The organism is Desertivirga arenae (assembly GCF_017355785.1).
In the GTDB taxonomy this organism is placed as follows: domain Bacteria; phylum Bacteroidota; class Bacteroidia; order Sphingobacteriales; family Sphingobacteriaceae; genus Desertivirga; species Desertivirga arenae.
Map to the genome: position 1 here is coordinate 168,644 of NZ_JAFEWE010000005.1, position 16,082 is coordinate 184,725.

A 16,082-nucleotide genomic window follows, 5' to 3' on the forward strand; every position below is an offset into this window, starting at 1 on the left:
GGTAAAGCTTAGCTCAATCTGTCCGTAGAGTTTCCCAACCTTTTACGGACAGATTGATAAAGAGGACTTTCTGACTCTTTAATCATACTTAGTTCAACCAGCTTATAATCTCCTCCAGATACTTCTGATCTACTTCATCAAACTGATTTAAATCTTTACTATCTACATCTAAAACACCAGCCACCTCTCCTTCACAGAAAAAAGGCACAACAATTTCAGAGCGGGATAAAGAACTACATGCAATGTGACCTGGAAAAGCCTCTACATCCGGCACGACCAGGGTCTTTTGCTCTTGCCAGGCCGATCCGCATACTCCTTTTCCCAAATCTATTCTCGTGCATGCTACCGGCCCTTGAAAAGGTCCCAGTACCAGTTGCTCATTTTTTACAAGATAAAATCCCACCCAAAGAAAATTGAATTGCTCTTTCAGAGCAGCCGATATATTGGCCAGGTTTGCAATAAGGTCTTCTTCGCCACCAATCAATGCGCGAACCTGAGGAAGAAGGGATTGATATTGTTCTTCCTTAGTTCCATTAAAAATTTTAAGATCTTCTGCCATATCCAAAATTAGGTACCTTTCAGTTATCTCTATATGCGCAATGAAATAAATGACCTAAAAAATGTAATTAGTAACACAAGCAAGTTCCTAAATTTGTAATAACACACATTAGCATATATGAAAATATTAAGAATTCCTCTCATCGCTCTTTGCAGCATTTCTGTCCTCCTGCTTTCCTTCCGCTATTACAAGCGCTTTGACGAGGGCATGTTTCCCCTAAGTGAAATCAGCAAGCTCGACTTAAAGAAAGCTGGCTTAAAGATCGAACAGAACGAAATTTATAATCCTGATAGTACCAGTCTCATTGATGCTCTGGTAAATGTAGGTGGTTGCACAGGTTCTTTTATTTCAGATGAAGGGCTCATCATCACCAATCATCACTGTGCTTTCAGTGCTGTACAGCAAGCCAGTACACCAGAGAAAGACTATTTAAACAACGGCTTTGTTGCACATAAGCGGGAGCAGGAAATTCCCGCAAAAGATCTTACTTGCCGCATTACTGAGAGTTATGAAGACGTTTCTGATAAAATTTTAAATGCAGTTGCTAATGTTACTGATCCTGCTGCCCGCATCACCCTGATCAAAGAAAAGATCAAAGCTATAGTAGCGGAAGCTGAGGCAGCAGACAAGACGATTCAGGCGGAAGTTTCCGAAATGTTCATAGGAAAAACTTACGTACTCTTTCGCTACAAGCTATTGCAGGATGTGAGACTGGTTTACGTTCCTAGCAGAAACATCGGCGAATTCGGCGGAGAAACTGACAACTGGGTTTGGCCACGTCACACTGGTGATTTCTCTTTTATGCGTGCTTACGTTGCTGCCGATGGTAGTTCTGCCAAATATTCCAAAGGCAATGTGCCTTACAAGCCTAAAAAATTCCTGAAAGTGAATGCGAAGGGCGTTAATGAAGAAGACTTCATTTTTATTCTTGGGTACCCGGGAAGAACATTCAGGAATCGCCCATGGCAGTACCTGAAGTACCAGCAGGATTACCTTCTTCCCTATGTTTCCCACTTGTATGAGTTCCAAAATAAGGCATTGGAAGAAGCAGGTAAAAAAGATAAAGCTACAGAAATACGTCTTTCCACACGTATAAAGCGCAATGCTAACGTATTTAAAAACTATCGCGGAAAGCTAAAGGGACTACGAGGACTAAGTCTGGTAGAAGAAAAGCGAAAAGAGGACGAAGCCTTGTCGGCTTATATCAATTCCAGCAAGGATTTAAAGGACAGATATGGAAATCTGATGTCGGAAATAAACAATCTCTATCAGGAAATCTATAGCGAGGCAAGCAGAGACTTGTGGCTATCGCAAATCTATACCAGCACGAGTCTTTTAAATATAGCAGGGCAGATCAATGGATTTAGAAATGCCATGTTACTTCAACCTGTTTCTGAGCGGGAAAAGTTTTACACCAACAACTTTCCAAGACTTCAAAACAACATACGGCAGATGTACGAAGGCTATGATCCTGATGCAGATAAGAACATCTTCATAAAAATGCTAACGGATGCAAACCAATTACCAAAAAAACAACGGATAACGGCAGTGGATAAGCAAGTTTCTAAAAGTTTCGACCCGCAGAAGCAAATCCGCGACTTTACCGACAATCTTTTAGCCTATACTCGTTTAAAGGACCGGGACTATGTAATGAACACATTGATTAAATCTACCAGCACAATCAGCTCATACAATGATCCATTATTGAACTTTGAGAAAGAACTGAGCATCCAAATAGCGTCTATGAAGCAGGAAAGCGACAAACGGGAAGGAAGATTAAACAAGCTGATGGGCGATTACCTGGCGGTAAAAGAACAGTTCAAACCACAGAACTATATACCAGATGCAAATAGTACGCTACGCCTTACTTATGGGTATGTACGGGGATACTCTCCTTCTGATGCCACCTACATGAAACCTTTCACCTCTGTTAAAGGCATTATTGAGAAAGGAAGTACTGATAATCCTGAATTTAATTATCCTTCTATTGTACGGGATCTATGGCAGGCAAAAGACTTTGGCCCTTTCATTAAAAATGAACTGAATGATGTTCCTGTAGCTTTTTTATATAATCTTGATACCACTGGAGGGAATTCAGGCTCACCTGTATTAAATTCCTATGGAGAATTGATCGGAGTAAATTTCGACAGGGCATACGAGGCAACCATTAACGATTTTGCCTGGAACGAAAGCTATAGCAGATCAATTGGGGTAGACATACGATATGTTCTTTGGATCGCCTCAAAAGTAGATAAGGCAAATTTTCTCCTGAAGGAAATGGGAATCTAGTAGAATTACGAGCTTGCATAATTAACGAGTTCATTGTTGTGATCATAATCAATCGGTGTAATCAAAGCCAATTAGTGTAATCCCCAATAATAATATTACTTTTGCTCCCACAGGCCGTTCTATCGCTGTTCGCCTTGGGCGAAAAGAGGAAAGTCCGGGCAACAAAGGGCATCCTGCTTCCTAACGGGAAGGGATACAGCTTGACTGTATTACGGAAAGTGCCACAGAGAATATACCGCCTTGATTTATCAGGGTAAGGGTGAAAACGCGAGGTAAGAGCTCACGGCCTTGTATGGCAACATGCATTGCGGTAAACCCCAGGAGTTGAAAGACCAAATAAGCCAGCGCTAAGGGCTGCCCGTCCAAGCTGGTGGGTAGGTCGTTTGAGCCGGTGAGCAATTGCCGGTCTAGATAAATGATAGAATCCGATCCGTCGGAACAGAACCCGGCTTACAGGCCTGTAAATTTTAAAATTCAAATAGAAAGAGGCTTCTCGAAAGAAAAGCCTCTTTTTATTTGAATTATTCCTGCACTTATTGACTTACATCTTTTTTATGTGTGACCTTGCTCATTCCCTACCTTGAGCATTATCGGGATCTTTGTAATAACAAAACACAGAGACATGATAACACATAAATTAAATTCAAAAACAGAGTTAGAAGTTGTAAGAGAGCAAGCTTTAGAACTTAATTTATTAGAAAAATTCAATGCATTTGCAGACAGGCAGAAACCCTATCAAATGGTGTGGTGGCTTCTAACGCTAATGGTTATCGGAGGCTTGGCTTTACCCCTTACATTCCTTCTTGTCTATTCGTATAACGGTCCGGTAATTCCTTTCCTAACTATAAGTATGATCTCCTTTTTCGCTTGTATTGTATCAAACATGGGTGGTATGGGAATTAGAGTGAACATTGGAGCATTTTGGTTCAGCTTAATCCTTCATGTGTTAATGGTTTCCTTCACCATACTTTTTTAACGGCCAATAATAATTCGCGTTATATAATAAACAAGAGAGGATTATCCTAAGGATCATCCTCTCTTGTATCACTTCACTTCGTAAGTAGCACTTCCGACTCCAGGTACACCATTCTCTGAAACGCCTTCTACCTCTACCCTTATCTTTGTTTTAGGGTCTGCATTATAAAAATACAAAGTGCCTAAGCCATTCTCGTCAGTTTTGACCATCGGATTCCAGTAAATAGTTGTCCTAAGATCTGTTTTAGTTGAAGATTTCGCAGAAGGGTATACCGGACTATAAAATATTCTCTGCTGGTAATATCCGTTAACTGATGTATTGAGAAGACTGAACTCCTTTTTTTCAAAGGCAGTTGGTTTAAGCGTAAGGTAAATGAGGTAAACGTGAGCTCCTGGTTTTACAGTGCTCATTCCGCTTAACGAGTCAAGACCCATTTTTGTAGACCCTAACATGTGCCTGACTGTTATTTTTTCAATTTGATCCATTTGAAGCGTATAGTAATCCATCCGATCGAAAAGGTCTTGGCGCTTATTTACAATAAAAATTGGCCTTACCCTTTTTCCATCCGACAGGAACTCAACTCCATCAGCAGTAGCATCTTCAGGATTAAGGGCTCCATTCACATTCGTCATAAGATAGTGTGTCAGGCTATTATAATCATAATCTTTGGGTCCAATTACGAAATTTTGATCAGGGTAACCAAAAGAAGTCAATACATCTCCGAAAATAGTCAGAGTTTTACTTCCTTTCACGTTTACCTCCTTCAAGGCAATCGTATCAGAAAGAGAAAATTTGTCCATGGCAACCTTTCTTTTAGCTGCTTCAGTTTTAAACTTTATTGAGAGCACGCTTTCTGTTTTGTATGCGGGTAGAACGTTAATAGCAAAGGGTGGTGAATATAGTGAATCGATTACAAGACGCCCTACTTTCTTTGCCTTACTGTCTGTAGAAACCAGCTTGATTACTTTGTTACCATCGAAATTGATATTATCAAAATAATATCTCCCTTCTGCATTAGTTGTTGCAGCAAAAAGTTTATCACCTTTGGAACCACTGGCAAACAAAGTGACATTCGCTCCAACCACTGGTTTAGTTGAACTCTTCTCAGTAACGCGTCCCGATATCGTAAATCCAGTTTCATTCCTATTCTTGATCACTATAGAGGTATCGCGCATACGCTTCCAAATAAAATCTCTCCAGCCCTGGGTGATCAACAAGTTGTCAAGGTCCTTTTCCCGATCGCGATTGGCAGGATCGAAATATTGCCTTGGGTTTTCTATTTCGCCCCGGAGCTCCGATTCAAGCATATAATAAGTCATTAAATTATTTCTTCCCTCCCGGACAATGTCGGCATCAACTGCAGCTAAAGATAGATTAGCTTTAACAGGCCTATTCTGTAAATCTGTTGTTTTTACTGTTACAACTACTCTTTCTTTAGACTGGTAAACAGGTTTCGTAGTACTTACATTCACCTTTAAGGCATTTTTGGAATGAATGTAAACCAAACGTTCACAGTGAGAACGCCCTTTGTCATCCGCGAGAGAAATCGCTGCAATTCCAGCAGGGAACTTATCCTTTGGAATTTCAGCAATAGCCTGAGGGTTATTCATGGGAAATCTTACTGAAAAATAAGAAATCCCCCCATGCCTTGCCCTTAACTCCATTTCATGTCCTTTGTAATCTGCAAGGGTGGCGGGATTCGTACTTATAATCACTTTAACAAAAGCTGAATCGGTATTTACAGTCCTGATGGAAAAACCTGTATGTAAAACTTCCGGAAGACTTGCAGTAAATGCCGTTTTACCATTTATTACCCCCTTCACCAAATATTTCAGGCCAGCTTCTGGTTTTAATAAAAACCGACCTATTCCTTGATCATTACTTTCCAAACTGGTAATGGTATCTCCAGTGTTTGAAATGACAACAGCCCTTACTTTGCCGCCCCTGCCATTACTTGCCTCTGTCTTAAAAGCCACTATCCCGGCTACACCTTCAAGCATACTCCCTCCTTCGGGAAAAAATCGAAGAATGTTTTTTTGCCCGGTATCATTTATTGCAACAAAACTTTTAGCCGGTGCAACTCGACCACCTTTAGGGAGTTTAGCATGATCATTGCTTACTTCGATCCTTTTTTCAAAAACAAAATTATCTCCGAAATTCTTCATCCAGTTGGTGTAGGCCCTAAGGCGGTAGGTTCCTGCACTAATGGAGTCACTTAAACGGATATCGCCGTAGCCTAGCCCCTCTTCTAGTCGGATCACTTTGCGGTCAACAATTGCGGCGTCAGGAGTAATAAGTTCAACATACAAATTGTTACTGGTATTGAGGAGTTGATTTACCTGTCCATTCAGGAGATAAGCTTTATACCAAATATCTTCTCCGCTAAAATAGAGGTCACGGTCTGTATGCAAATAAACTTTCTCAAAGAAGACTCTCACTTTCGAATTATCCTGAGGGTAGGACGGCGTTATAGTTGCCATAGCCACAATTAACATAACCCAGCAAAGGAGTTTAGGTCTTCTCATAATTGGTTGAAAATTTAAGCTAAGTTATAGCTTAGCACGAGAATTCCTATACTATGCTATTGAACCTTCAAAATCTTTTAATCTAGATGATCTGTTCTTCAAACACTACTCTTCCTTTGTCGAGCTTCCTGCTCATGTCAACCGCCCAGGCAGATAAATAGACGGCACCATCAGGATCATATCGAAGTTTGAAAAAACCTTTAACCTTCTCTCCAAAACGAAGATATTTTCCGTCTTGCACAACATATTTCACTTTCGAGCCTGATCCGCTTACAATAAAATGGTTGTGATTTTTGCAGATATATTGCAGATTATGTTCATGGCCTGCGGCATAGATCAGGTCGGGATATTGAGATAAGATCTCTTTAAGTTTTTTTCTCAAGCGCCTGTATCGGGGGTGAGCCATATCTTCCCGCGCCCCTAAAAACTTCCGGTATAATGGAAGCAGCGATCCGATGCCGGGTAATGGAAGCCAGGCGTTCTTGTCGTAAATAGTTAGAGGAAATATATGATGCTTAAGCTGAAACTTTCCCCCGTGAATGGCATAACTGTAGACGGGATGGTGCCCTACTACCAGTAAGTGCTTATTCTCGCGCTTATTCCTATCAAGAATCTCTATCAAATGCTCAAAGAACTCTTCCTCTGTAGAAACCCTGCACCCGTACTGTTTTCCAATCGGCCTTAATCCCTTCTGGAGCCACCATTGAGTATCCAGCGCAACGATTGTTAAACGTGGATTAATGTCCATTTCTACAGGTCCGGGACAACCGTTAGAAGGAAGAAACACATTGCGCCCTTCAAAAAGCTTCTGTATGTATTTTTCCTGACGGACAATGTAATCGTAGCCATCCTTCCTTCCCTTGTTCCAGTCATGATTACCCGCTATAAAAACCACCTTACCATGATAATCTTTCAAAGCTTCAAAATGCATCTTCATGGTATTTTCAGCATTTCGCCTTAATAAAGTTCCTTTCGGCGGCATTCCTCTCGGATAGATATTATCACCCAGAAAGACAACAGCGGATGGTTGGTCTGGATTAAAATGGGCGCACAGCGTTTGAAGAACAGGATCGGGCTTTGTAGGATGGATATCACCGGTATCGCCAATTAAATATACTTCAAAGGAATGGTTTGACTGAGCTATTAGGGACATATGGCTTTTAACAACAGAAAAAGGAAGATTGTTGGTTTTAATGGTTGGTTTAAGATTTGATGACAATCCTGAATGCAGGATGATGCTTTAAAACATAATACTTAATTCCAAGTTTTTGAGCTTGCTCTACCCATTGCTTTATTCGATACTCCCTGTTTGTAGCATCAATTAGCAGTAAGGAAAACTGGATTTCATCCATCAACTTCCTCAAATCAATTTTAACATTATTGGTCAATAAAAGAGTGTTAACCTTTATGCTTTTATTAAAATGTTTTCTATTCCAACGGTTATCCCAGATCATCAGGCGCCAGTTTCTGAAGGAAAAAAAATAATTGCAGGGATTGATGCTGTCTGGAGTTACAGTAGAGTTCACAATTTTAACATGAGAGGCAAATGCGCTAAGGGAAGGTTGAATTGAAAAGGAATAGTTTTTTTGATGAGGCTGAAGGTCAGTATATAATAGGCACTCGTCGCCACGAAAAAAAGCAATAGCCCGATTTTTCCTTAAGCTATAAATGATCACCTCCTCCCTGTTATTTCGTTTCACCTGCTCAAAAGAGGTATAGATTGAAATAAAAGCAAATGCTAGCAAGGATAAAAACAGCGTCTTTTTATTTTTAAACTGAATGGAGATCATTAGTAATAGGGTAAAAATAAAAAAGGCGAAGTAGTACGCAGCACCGTATGGATAAAAGCTCAGGCTGGAAAAAGACAGTTTTCCAATATAGATCAATCCACTGTCAATGCATTCAATACAAAGTTTTAAGAACCATCCAACTACTTCAAGAATACTAATAGGAATGGATGCCTTAAAGGAGAACAAGATCAAAAACCCGATCCCTATATACATCACCACTTGTATTGGGACAGTAATAAGGAGGTTGGCTATAAGAAAGTACAAGGGGAACTGATGAAAGTAGTATAGACTTAAGGGTAATGTGGCCACTTGCGCTGCGATAGAAACCGCTGCACCAGTCCATATAGTGTCGATGATTCTATTTTTAAAGAAAAACAGGTGCCGTATTTTGGGATATAAATAGACAAGACCAGCAACAGCAAGGTACGATAATTGAAACCCGGCATCAAGAAGAAAAAAGGGGTTATATAATAAGAGTAAGAGTGCAGAAGCCGCGAGAGTATTGTAAGAATTTGTCCTTCTGTTAAACGTTTTTCCAATTACATAAATGGTACACATAACTGCAGCCCGGCAAACTGCAGAAGAGAATCCCGTTAACATAGCATAGAACCAAACCGCACTTATGATTAACATAACCTTAAGCACCCGTAACCAAACGTTCTTATCCAGGAACGACAGAAGTACCGTTAATATTGAAAATACAAGAAGCACATGCATTCCAGAAACTGATAATACATGCATGGTACCTGTTTTAGAATAAGCTGTTATGATCTCTGCACTTAACTCTGCCCTATATCCTAATACTAAGGTGGATGCTAAAGCTGCAGCTTCCTTATCTTTAATATATTCTGAAAACCCTGCAACTAACTTTTTTCTTAGCCTCAATGCTGAGGAGACAAAACCATTTCCTTTATTACTTCCAATAACCCTGTACTGAGCAACGTTTAAAAAGACCTGTTTCTCTAAACCCTGGTTTTTGAGATAGCTTTTGTAGTCGAATTCAAAGGGATTATACGGCGGATCTATTTCAGCTAACTTATTCGGAATGATCAGGTCGTCCCCATACTTAGGATTGCTTTTCCCATCGGTCCTTATGGAAACAAGTAATTTCCCTCTCGATGTCTTAGCGCCCGTTTCATTGAATACCTTCAAAACCTGGGATTCGAACCGAAGCAGGCCATTTGCCAGACGAGGTTCCGACTTTACCCTTATCATAAAGGCTTGTCCTCGGATTTTAGCATAATAGTCCGGCTGTATTGAATCAATTTCAGATAATGTGATAGAGAGCCCCAGGCTAAATAAGAATATATGAAGCACGCAGCCAGGCAGCCATCTATAGAAATAAATATCGAGTGCTTTGTAGAGATACCAGAGAATGATAAGAGTTGCAAGGGAAACTAAAGAACCCTTTATAGCTATGCTCAACAGGAGCAGATTCGGAAAAAGTAACGCAGTTATGATAGCGCCAATTACAGGAGTGAGTACCCTGACAAATACAAGTTCTCCTTTATAAATTACATTTTTCAAAACCGTGCTCTTATTTGTACTTTGAAATCGGATTTACTGTTTCCCGATATTTTATCCAAACCTGATCCTACTTCATCTACATTTGAATAACTAGTGATCGAATACCGAAGCCAGAGGTCTAGGTTCCTTAGTATCTTGTACCTCAAGTTAGTATAAAATCTCAATCCCTGATTCTGATAATCAGGTGCAGAAAAACCATACAAGACATCATTTTCGTAAGCATAAATTCTGGAATTAAAACTCTGAGTATCAAATAGGGCAAGCCTTAGGTTACCTGCTACCTTTGATCTCATCGGACTGTAGATAACATCCTGAAAAAGTAGAAAACCAAGTTCTTTATCAGCTTCTCCTTTCTTAAAACTTGTAACTTCGGCTCTGTTTCTCAGCTGAAGGGAGGTGTTTAACTTATAGCTAAACTCCAGACGGTAATTTTGTCGGACCTCTACTTCCAGATAATTCAAGGTATTTTCCAGGTTGTCGTTCTCCTGCTTGCATTCATATTTATATCGCAATGTAGTCTTCAACCTCTTATTCGGAGTATAGCTGAATTGTGAGAGAAGTTCATAACCAGTAGAAGGAGCGTCCGCTTTAAATCTGAGCCAGGGGAACCGGAAGAAATCGACGTAAGAACATAACTCGAACTTACGTGTTGGAGTGAAGACTACGCCGGAATAAAAACCTTTTTCATTGACAGCTTCCGATGCTTCTGAAATTGCCTGGTTAAAAAAGGAATGGTAATCAGGCTGATATGTCCGGTGAAAAAGTACAGCAGCTACCTTCGGGCTCATACTGACTACAGCTCCATTTAAAAAAGCGTATCCGTATTTCAAGCTATGTGCACCCTCACCAAATAAAAATAAATTGCGCCAACCATAGTTATAAAAAGCACTTATATTAAACAACTTACTTCCAGTAAACTCATTAATATTGTACATCGCGTCATCACTTTCGAAAGATCTGTTGAACCTTGTGTGAAAAGTATTCAGGCCTACTCGCAACGAGTTTGAGGTGTATTGAGTATTGAAACCGTAAACATTCTGGGCAATACTATTTCTGTTTTTTATCTCAGCCTTAGTTCTGTGTAATCCACTTTGGTTAATAGCACCGATCTCGGTTTCACTCGTTTCATCATTCTGATTAAGACTCGCGTCAAGTTTTCGTGATGATATAAACGGTGTTACCTCAATCCTTCGAAACTTTAGGGTAGTAGCAATGCCTCTGAAAAACAACGCTTCATTGGTTGAAGAGTAAGGCTTAAGTCCTATTTCCGGTTTTGGAATTGTAGAAATTGCTGCACCTTTTCCAAAGCTTAGGCCAGACCATAAACACAATCCCTGACCAAACTGCAAAGAGTAATCTCCTATTGCCACTTTTTTAATTACTCTATCCCCCTTGTAAAAAAGACTTAGGGAGTAAAAATCAAATCCAGGGATCGGGTACTTTGACGACAAGGCTTCCCCTGCATCTTTTTCCATCGTTAAGAATAGATTCAGACTATTCTTATAGCTATACTTATATTTGGTTAAAATACGCTGAGGTGAGCCTAAATAGTGAGATCGGGTCTCATCCTCATTCTGAAAACCATCTTGTTTTTCTACAACCTGTCCCGTTAGAAAAATGAGCTCATGTTGGCCTTGACGGAGTAAATTTCTAAAGGTTAATTTGCCTAAGGGTCCACCCGGTTTAAGCGTGATGAAAGGTAATAACATGCGAATAGTTCCTAAATCAAAACCATCTACTGCTTGCAACTCATACAATTCCAGTAGATCACCATTCTCCTTTCTGTATTTTAAAAGTTGGTGGATTTGAAGGGGAGAAAGGAAAACCAGCTCAAGCAGGCTTTCTTCGCTAGCATTATTTATATCCAGGGGGTTTTGCCTGTAAAATTGTAAACGTTCTATTAATTCCGAAAAATCAAAATCAGGCGCAGCTGTTTCCATTACAGATTCGACGATTGATTCAATGATGGGATCTTGTTCTGTTTGAGCTTCCAAGCGACGCAGAGGGACAATCAGCAAGCCAAGAAGTAATATGCTCTTAAAACTCATAAGACATGGATACTTGAGGTGAGTAACCAAGAGTTGGATGAGATGATGCTCCGCCATCCAAATGTAATTTCTGCCACTTGCACCCCAGTCCCGCATACTGTCTGAAAGGATTAAGGCTTATACCACCTCTGAAAGAAAGCCACTGTATCGCATTATACTCTAAGCCAAACCTTGCGTCAGTCATCCAGTCCAGATCTTTAACCAAACCGCTATTGAAAATCACCCGGTCCGATATTTCATAAGCCGCTCCTATCTCAAGGACTGTTGGTATTCGTGCGTCAACTTCGCTGTTATAACTGTTCCTGGCAGGGTTGGAGATATGAGACCCGATAAGTATTTTAGGTGAAGGTTTAAATTGAATCCCGGCTTCAAAAGAGTAAGTCCTTGCTGTGCCATACTGAATTATTTTTACCTGGTGTGCATTAAGACACAAGGCTGCAAAAACTGTTTTCCCAAAACCTTTAGCGTAAGCCAAGCTTATTTTTTGCTCAGAATAAGCAGAAATACCATAGTTCTGAAGACCGAGCCCTATAGCATCATTTTTGAATGGACAAACAAATACAGCCCCTTGCGTAGCAATGTCGGTTTCAAGAAAGGTGTTCTGATAACTAATAGCCACTAAGGGATCTTTGAGCGCAGCTATCCCTGCCTGATTGCTTTGCATGCTCCAGGCATCTTGTAAAGCAACGCCGGTATTTCCAAGAGAGCTTATTCTGGCTCCAGAAGTAACTTCCTGTCCATGAACGTTAAAAACGATAAGAACAAACAGGCAAGTTCTAATTGTTAGGTTTGAAGGCATATTAAAGGTTTGGAAAACTAAAGTAAATTTTTTTTAAAAAAACGCGTTACATTTAGAAAAAAAAGCTGTCTAAGCGTTAAAAATATTATGAAGAAACTTATTCTTGGAGTTGTTCTTGGTTTGATCTCCACTGGCTCCTTTGCACAGAAAAAATTTTCGGAAGGCACCATAACCTATAAAGTTGAATGGCAACCAGCTCCTCAAATGCAGCAAATGGCTGCTATGTTCCCTACTGAACTGACGGTATACTTTAAAGGGGATTCGACGGCAACCGTATCAAAATCCTCATTTTCGAACACGAATAATATTTTAAACCCTAAAACGGAGTATCAACGTCTATTGATAGACGTTCCTATGAGGAATAAAAAGTTCTCTGTGATACTGACACCGGATGATGTTGAGCAGATGAAAGAATTCGGACCCGAGTTCAAAGTAAGCCCAACCACAGAAACGAAAACGGTAAATGGGTACAATGCTCAAAAATACACGATCAGCGAAAAGAAAAGCGGAAAAACTTTTGACAGCTGGTTCACCAAAGATGTTGATGTTAGTGCTAATTCTTTAACACAATTCTTCGACAAGGCATTTGGATTTCCTTTAGAGTTCCAAAGCTTTCAGAGTGGTATGGGTGTAAAAGCAACCGTTAAAGAAATTAAGGAAGGTAAAGTACCTGCGGGAATTTTTTCGGCGACTAAAGATTATGAAGAAATCACTTTTGCTCAGCTTGTCGCAATGATGGGTGGTGGCAAACGTTAATTTAGGACAAAAGTAAAAAAGCTTCACAAAAGCTTTTTTACTTTTCTTCACCTGACCTCTAGCCGAACCACTCATAAATTGTGGCTACATCTAAACCTTTTTTTTCTTCCTGTTCAATATCTCTTAACACCGAACCTTCACTCATTTGTACCACACGATTTCCGTAAGTGTAAGCATCTTTTATATTGTGAGTTACCATTACAGCCGTAAGGCCATACTCTTTTATAATCTTATCAGCTGTTTTCATCACCAGATCTGCCGAGCGAGGGTCAAGAGCTGCTGTAGGCTCATCAAGAAGCAGGATCTTCAACTCATCCATCACTGCCATAAGCAATGTTAAGGCCTGGCGCTGTCCGCCGGATAAAGTTCCGATAGGCTGTTCTAATTTTGCTTCCAGGCCCATTCCTAACAATGCTACTTTTTCTTCTACCTGGTTCTTGAAAGCTTCCGTGGTTCCAATGGTCAGGCTTTTAGATCGTGTTCTCAGTGCAGCCAGGCGAAAATTCTCGAGGATACTTAAGTCTGGTGCGGTGCCACTCAGAGGATTTTGAAACACCCTTGCAATCCACCTGCTTCTTTTATAATCGGGCAATCTGCTTACATCTGTCCCGTCAATAATTATTGAACCAGAGCTGGGCAATACACTACCAGCAATACAATTTAAAAGAGTTGACTTCCCTGAACCATTAGCACCCACAATCACTACAAAATCATTTGCGGCAATAGAAAGATTCAAATTCTGAATGCTACGTACCTCATTAAGCCTACCCTCGTTATAGGTTTTATTTAAAGCTGATATCTTAATCATAAAGCCTTCTTAAATAATAATTTCGGGAGGCTGACAATAAGTAACACAAACACTGCGGTTATTAACTTGAGTAGACTTGCATCTATACCCATACTTAAGGTTAGCGCTAGAACTGACTGAAAAATTATAGCGCCTATTATAACCAATATTAAGCTTGTACTTACAGAAGTAATGCTGAGCCTGCTTATAAACACTTCTGCAATAATTACAGAACCCAAACCAGCTATTACGATCCCGATCCCCATGTTGATATCTGCAAATCCCTGGAATTGCGTTAGGAGATAACCGCTAGTGGCTGTTAGTGCGTTCGCCAAAGCTAATCCTATTACTTTCATTCGATCTGTATCCACTCCCATCGAGCGGATCATAGTTTCACTATTACCAGTTGCACGCATAGTAATTCCAAAATCAGTACTTAAAATATAAGAAATTATAATGACTAGGGATAGAACACAAAGTAGAAGTATAAGAAGTGTATTGAGGTTGGAGTTATCAAAAATACGGAGCAGAGTATAAAGGTTTGCAAAGTTAAGCAAAGGGATATTGGATCTGCCCATCAAACTAAGGTTAACGGAATATAGCGCAGTCATAACCAGGATACCGGAAAGCAGAGGATTAACTTTAAGCTTAGTATGAATAAGGCCTGTGCAAGCACCTGCAAAAGCTCCTGCTAACATTGCTATGAGTAAAACAAAAAGCGGAGAGTATCCAGAAGACAATAAAACTGCCGAGACAGCTCCTCCTAAAGTGTAACTTCCATCAGTAGTTATATCAGGGATATTAAAAATTTTCATGGAAATATAAATGCCAAGAGCAATTCCAGAAAAGCAAAGACCCTGTAAAATAGCTGTTAGGTAAAAATCCATTATTTAACTGCTTCGAAACCCTCTGGAATAGAAATATTATACTTTTTAACAGCTTCAGGATTATACACTCTTTTACGAACTTTGACCATCTCCCATCTTAATCCCTCTGTTTTTCCTGACTTTAAATACTTGACCGCCTGCTCACCAGCCTGATGTCCCCACTGGTAAATATCGGCACCAAAAGCTGCAACAGCGCCTCTTTTCACAAGTCCTGCCTCACTAGTAAAAATCGGGATATTTTGTTGATTACAGTTTTTTAGTATTGTTTCAAATGCAGCAAAGACTGTATTATCGGGATTGGCAAAAAAGGCATCAATATTTTTATTAAGAAGAGATTGAGTAACAATCTGAGCTTCGGCAGTGGTGTTGAGAGGTAAGGCTTCTATCTGAATATTATTTTGACGAGCTAAAGATCTTATCCGCTCCAGCGCATCGGCAGACTGAGGTTCGGCCTGATTGTAGATCATTCCAACAATAAGTTTTGCCCCTTTAGGCTTTAACATTTTAGGAATAAGGGTAAAAGAAGTATCGATATAAGCAAGTTCTTCAGCTACCCCATAAAGATTAACTGGGGGTTTACCTGCCGCATCTAATATTTTCATTCTTTCTGGCACAGGTGATACCATCATGAATACCGGGACTGTCTGCGTTCTTTGCAGGGCAGTTAAGGTAGATAATGTTGTACTTGTAGCCATCAAATCCACCTTCTCCGAAAGATAATAGTTAACGATCTGAGTTAGTGCAGGAATATCTCCCTGAGCGTTTTTATAAAGAACCTTGATGGTGTTTTTCTCCTCACTATAGCCTCCTTCTTTTAATGCATCTACAAAACCATCTTTTGCCTGTGCTATCGTTGCATCTTCAAATGCATCCACAAATCCGACTGTGGGAACCGGTTTATTGTTTGATTTACAAGCTCCGATAAGAAAAACAAATGCAGTTATATAAGTAAAGCGCTTCCAATTCATGTTGCTAATTTATCAAAATAGTTTTGCGATCCCTATCCTCCTGTCAATCCTTACATTATTCAATCATTCTATCATCCTATCACTCTATCATTCTATCATTCTATCATTCTATCATTCTATCAATTACTCATTCTCTCATCCTATCACTCTTTCATTCTCTCACTCTATCAT

General features: G+C 39.9%; 12 protein-coding genes and 1 other RNA gene. 4 read left to right on the forward strand and 9 right to left on the reverse strand.

Annotated elements, in window-relative coordinates:
• Positions 1-88: 88 nt before the first annotated feature.
• Entirely contained in the window at positions 89-559 is a 471-nt protein-coding gene (gene msrC, locus J4N24_RS12585) for a free L-methionine (R)-S-oxide reductase MsrC (RefSeq protein WP_207534045.1), read from the reverse strand.
• A 117-nt stretch (positions 560-676) separates the two neighbouring features.
• Between msrC and J4N24_RS12590 the strand changes: the two genes are divergently transcribed.
• The 3 genes from J4N24_RS12590 (at position 677) to J4N24_RS12600 (ending at position 3,824) form a co-directional block, all read left to right on the forward strand.
• Positions 677-2,848, forward strand: coding sequence for a S46 family peptidase (locus J4N24_RS12590; protein ID WP_207534046.1), 2,172 nt, complete (start codon positions 677-679; stop codon positions 2,846-2,848).
• Positions 2,849-2,954: 106 nt separating this feature from the next.
• Positions 2,955-3,317: RNase P RNA component class A (rnpB, locus tag J4N24_RS12595), an RNA gene on the forward strand.
• Positions 3,318-3,470: 153 nt separating this feature from the next.
• Positions 3,471-3,824, forward strand: coding sequence for a hypothetical protein (locus J4N24_RS12600; RefSeq protein ID WP_207534047.1), 354 nt, complete (start codon positions 3,471-3,473; stop codon positions 3,822-3,824).
• A 68-nt stretch (positions 3,825-3,892) separates the two neighbouring features.
• Here J4N24_RS12600 and J4N24_RS12605 read toward each other — a convergent pair whose 3' ends face one another.
• From J4N24_RS12605 to J4N24_RS12625, 5 genes are all read right to left on the reverse strand, one after another.
• Entirely contained in the window at positions 3,893-6,349 is a 2,457-nt protein-coding gene (locus J4N24_RS12605; protein ID WP_207534048.1) for an MG2 domain-containing protein, read from the reverse strand.
• Positions 6,350-6,431: 82 nt separating this feature from the next.
• Positions 6,432-7,502: a metallophosphoesterase gene (locus J4N24_RS12610; protein WP_207534049.1), complete on the reverse strand. Its 1,071-nt coding sequence runs from the start codon at positions 7,500-7,502 to the stop codon at positions 6,432-6,434.
• A 49-nt stretch (positions 7,503-7,551) separates the two neighbouring features.
• A complete protein-coding gene (locus J4N24_RS12615; protein ID WP_207534050.1) occupies positions 7,552-9,666 on the reverse strand; it encodes a ComEC/Rec2 family competence protein in 2,115 nt (704 codons plus the stop codon).
• On the reverse strand, positions 9,663-11,714 hold the full coding sequence (locus J4N24_RS12620; RefSeq protein WP_207534051.1) for a ComEA family DNA-binding protein: 2,052 nt from the start codon (positions 11,712-11,714) through the stop codon (positions 9,663-9,665). The genes J4N24_RS12615 and J4N24_RS12620 overlap by 4 nt, the downstream gene beginning before the upstream one ends.
• Positions 11,704-12,513 (reverse strand): PorV/PorQ family protein, encoded by an 810-nt coding sequence (locus J4N24_RS12625; protein ID WP_207534052.1) that lies wholly within the window; start codon positions 12,511-12,513, stop codon positions 11,704-11,706. Before J4N24_RS12625 ends, J4N24_RS12620 begins: the two co-directional genes overlap by 11 nt.
• 87 nt (positions 12,514-12,600) lie before the next feature.
• Here J4N24_RS12625 and J4N24_RS12630 point away from each other — a divergent pair, with 87 nt between their 5' ends.
• Positions 12,601-13,269 (forward strand): hypothetical protein, encoded by a 669-nt coding sequence (locus J4N24_RS12630; protein WP_207534053.1) that lies wholly within the window; start codon positions 12,601-12,603, stop codon positions 13,267-13,269.
• Between the two features lie 58 nt (positions 13,270-13,327).
• Here J4N24_RS12630 and J4N24_RS12635 read toward each other — a convergent pair whose 3' ends face one another.
• Genes J4N24_RS12635 through J4N24_RS12645 form a run of 3 tightly spaced genes read right to left on the reverse strand, consistent with a single transcriptional unit; the run spans position 13,328 to position 15,911 of the window.
• Positions 13,328-14,077: an ABC transporter ATP-binding protein gene (locus tag J4N24_RS12635; RefSeq protein WP_207534054.1), complete on the reverse strand. Its 750-nt coding sequence runs from the start codon at positions 14,075-14,077 to the stop codon at positions 13,328-13,330.
• On the reverse strand, positions 14,074-14,943 hold the full coding sequence (locus tag J4N24_RS12640) for an ABC transporter permease (RefSeq protein ID WP_207534055.1): 870 nt from the start codon (positions 14,941-14,943) through the stop codon (positions 14,074-14,076). Before J4N24_RS12640 ends, J4N24_RS12635 begins: the two co-directional genes overlap by 4 nt.
• Positions 14,943-15,911 (reverse strand): ABC transporter substrate-binding protein, encoded by a 969-nt coding sequence (locus tag J4N24_RS12645; RefSeq protein ID WP_207534056.1) that lies wholly within the window; start codon positions 15,909-15,911, stop codon positions 14,943-14,945. Before J4N24_RS12645 ends, J4N24_RS12640 begins: the two co-directional genes overlap by 1 nt.
• Between the last annotated feature and the right edge of the window lie 171 nt (positions 15,912-16,082).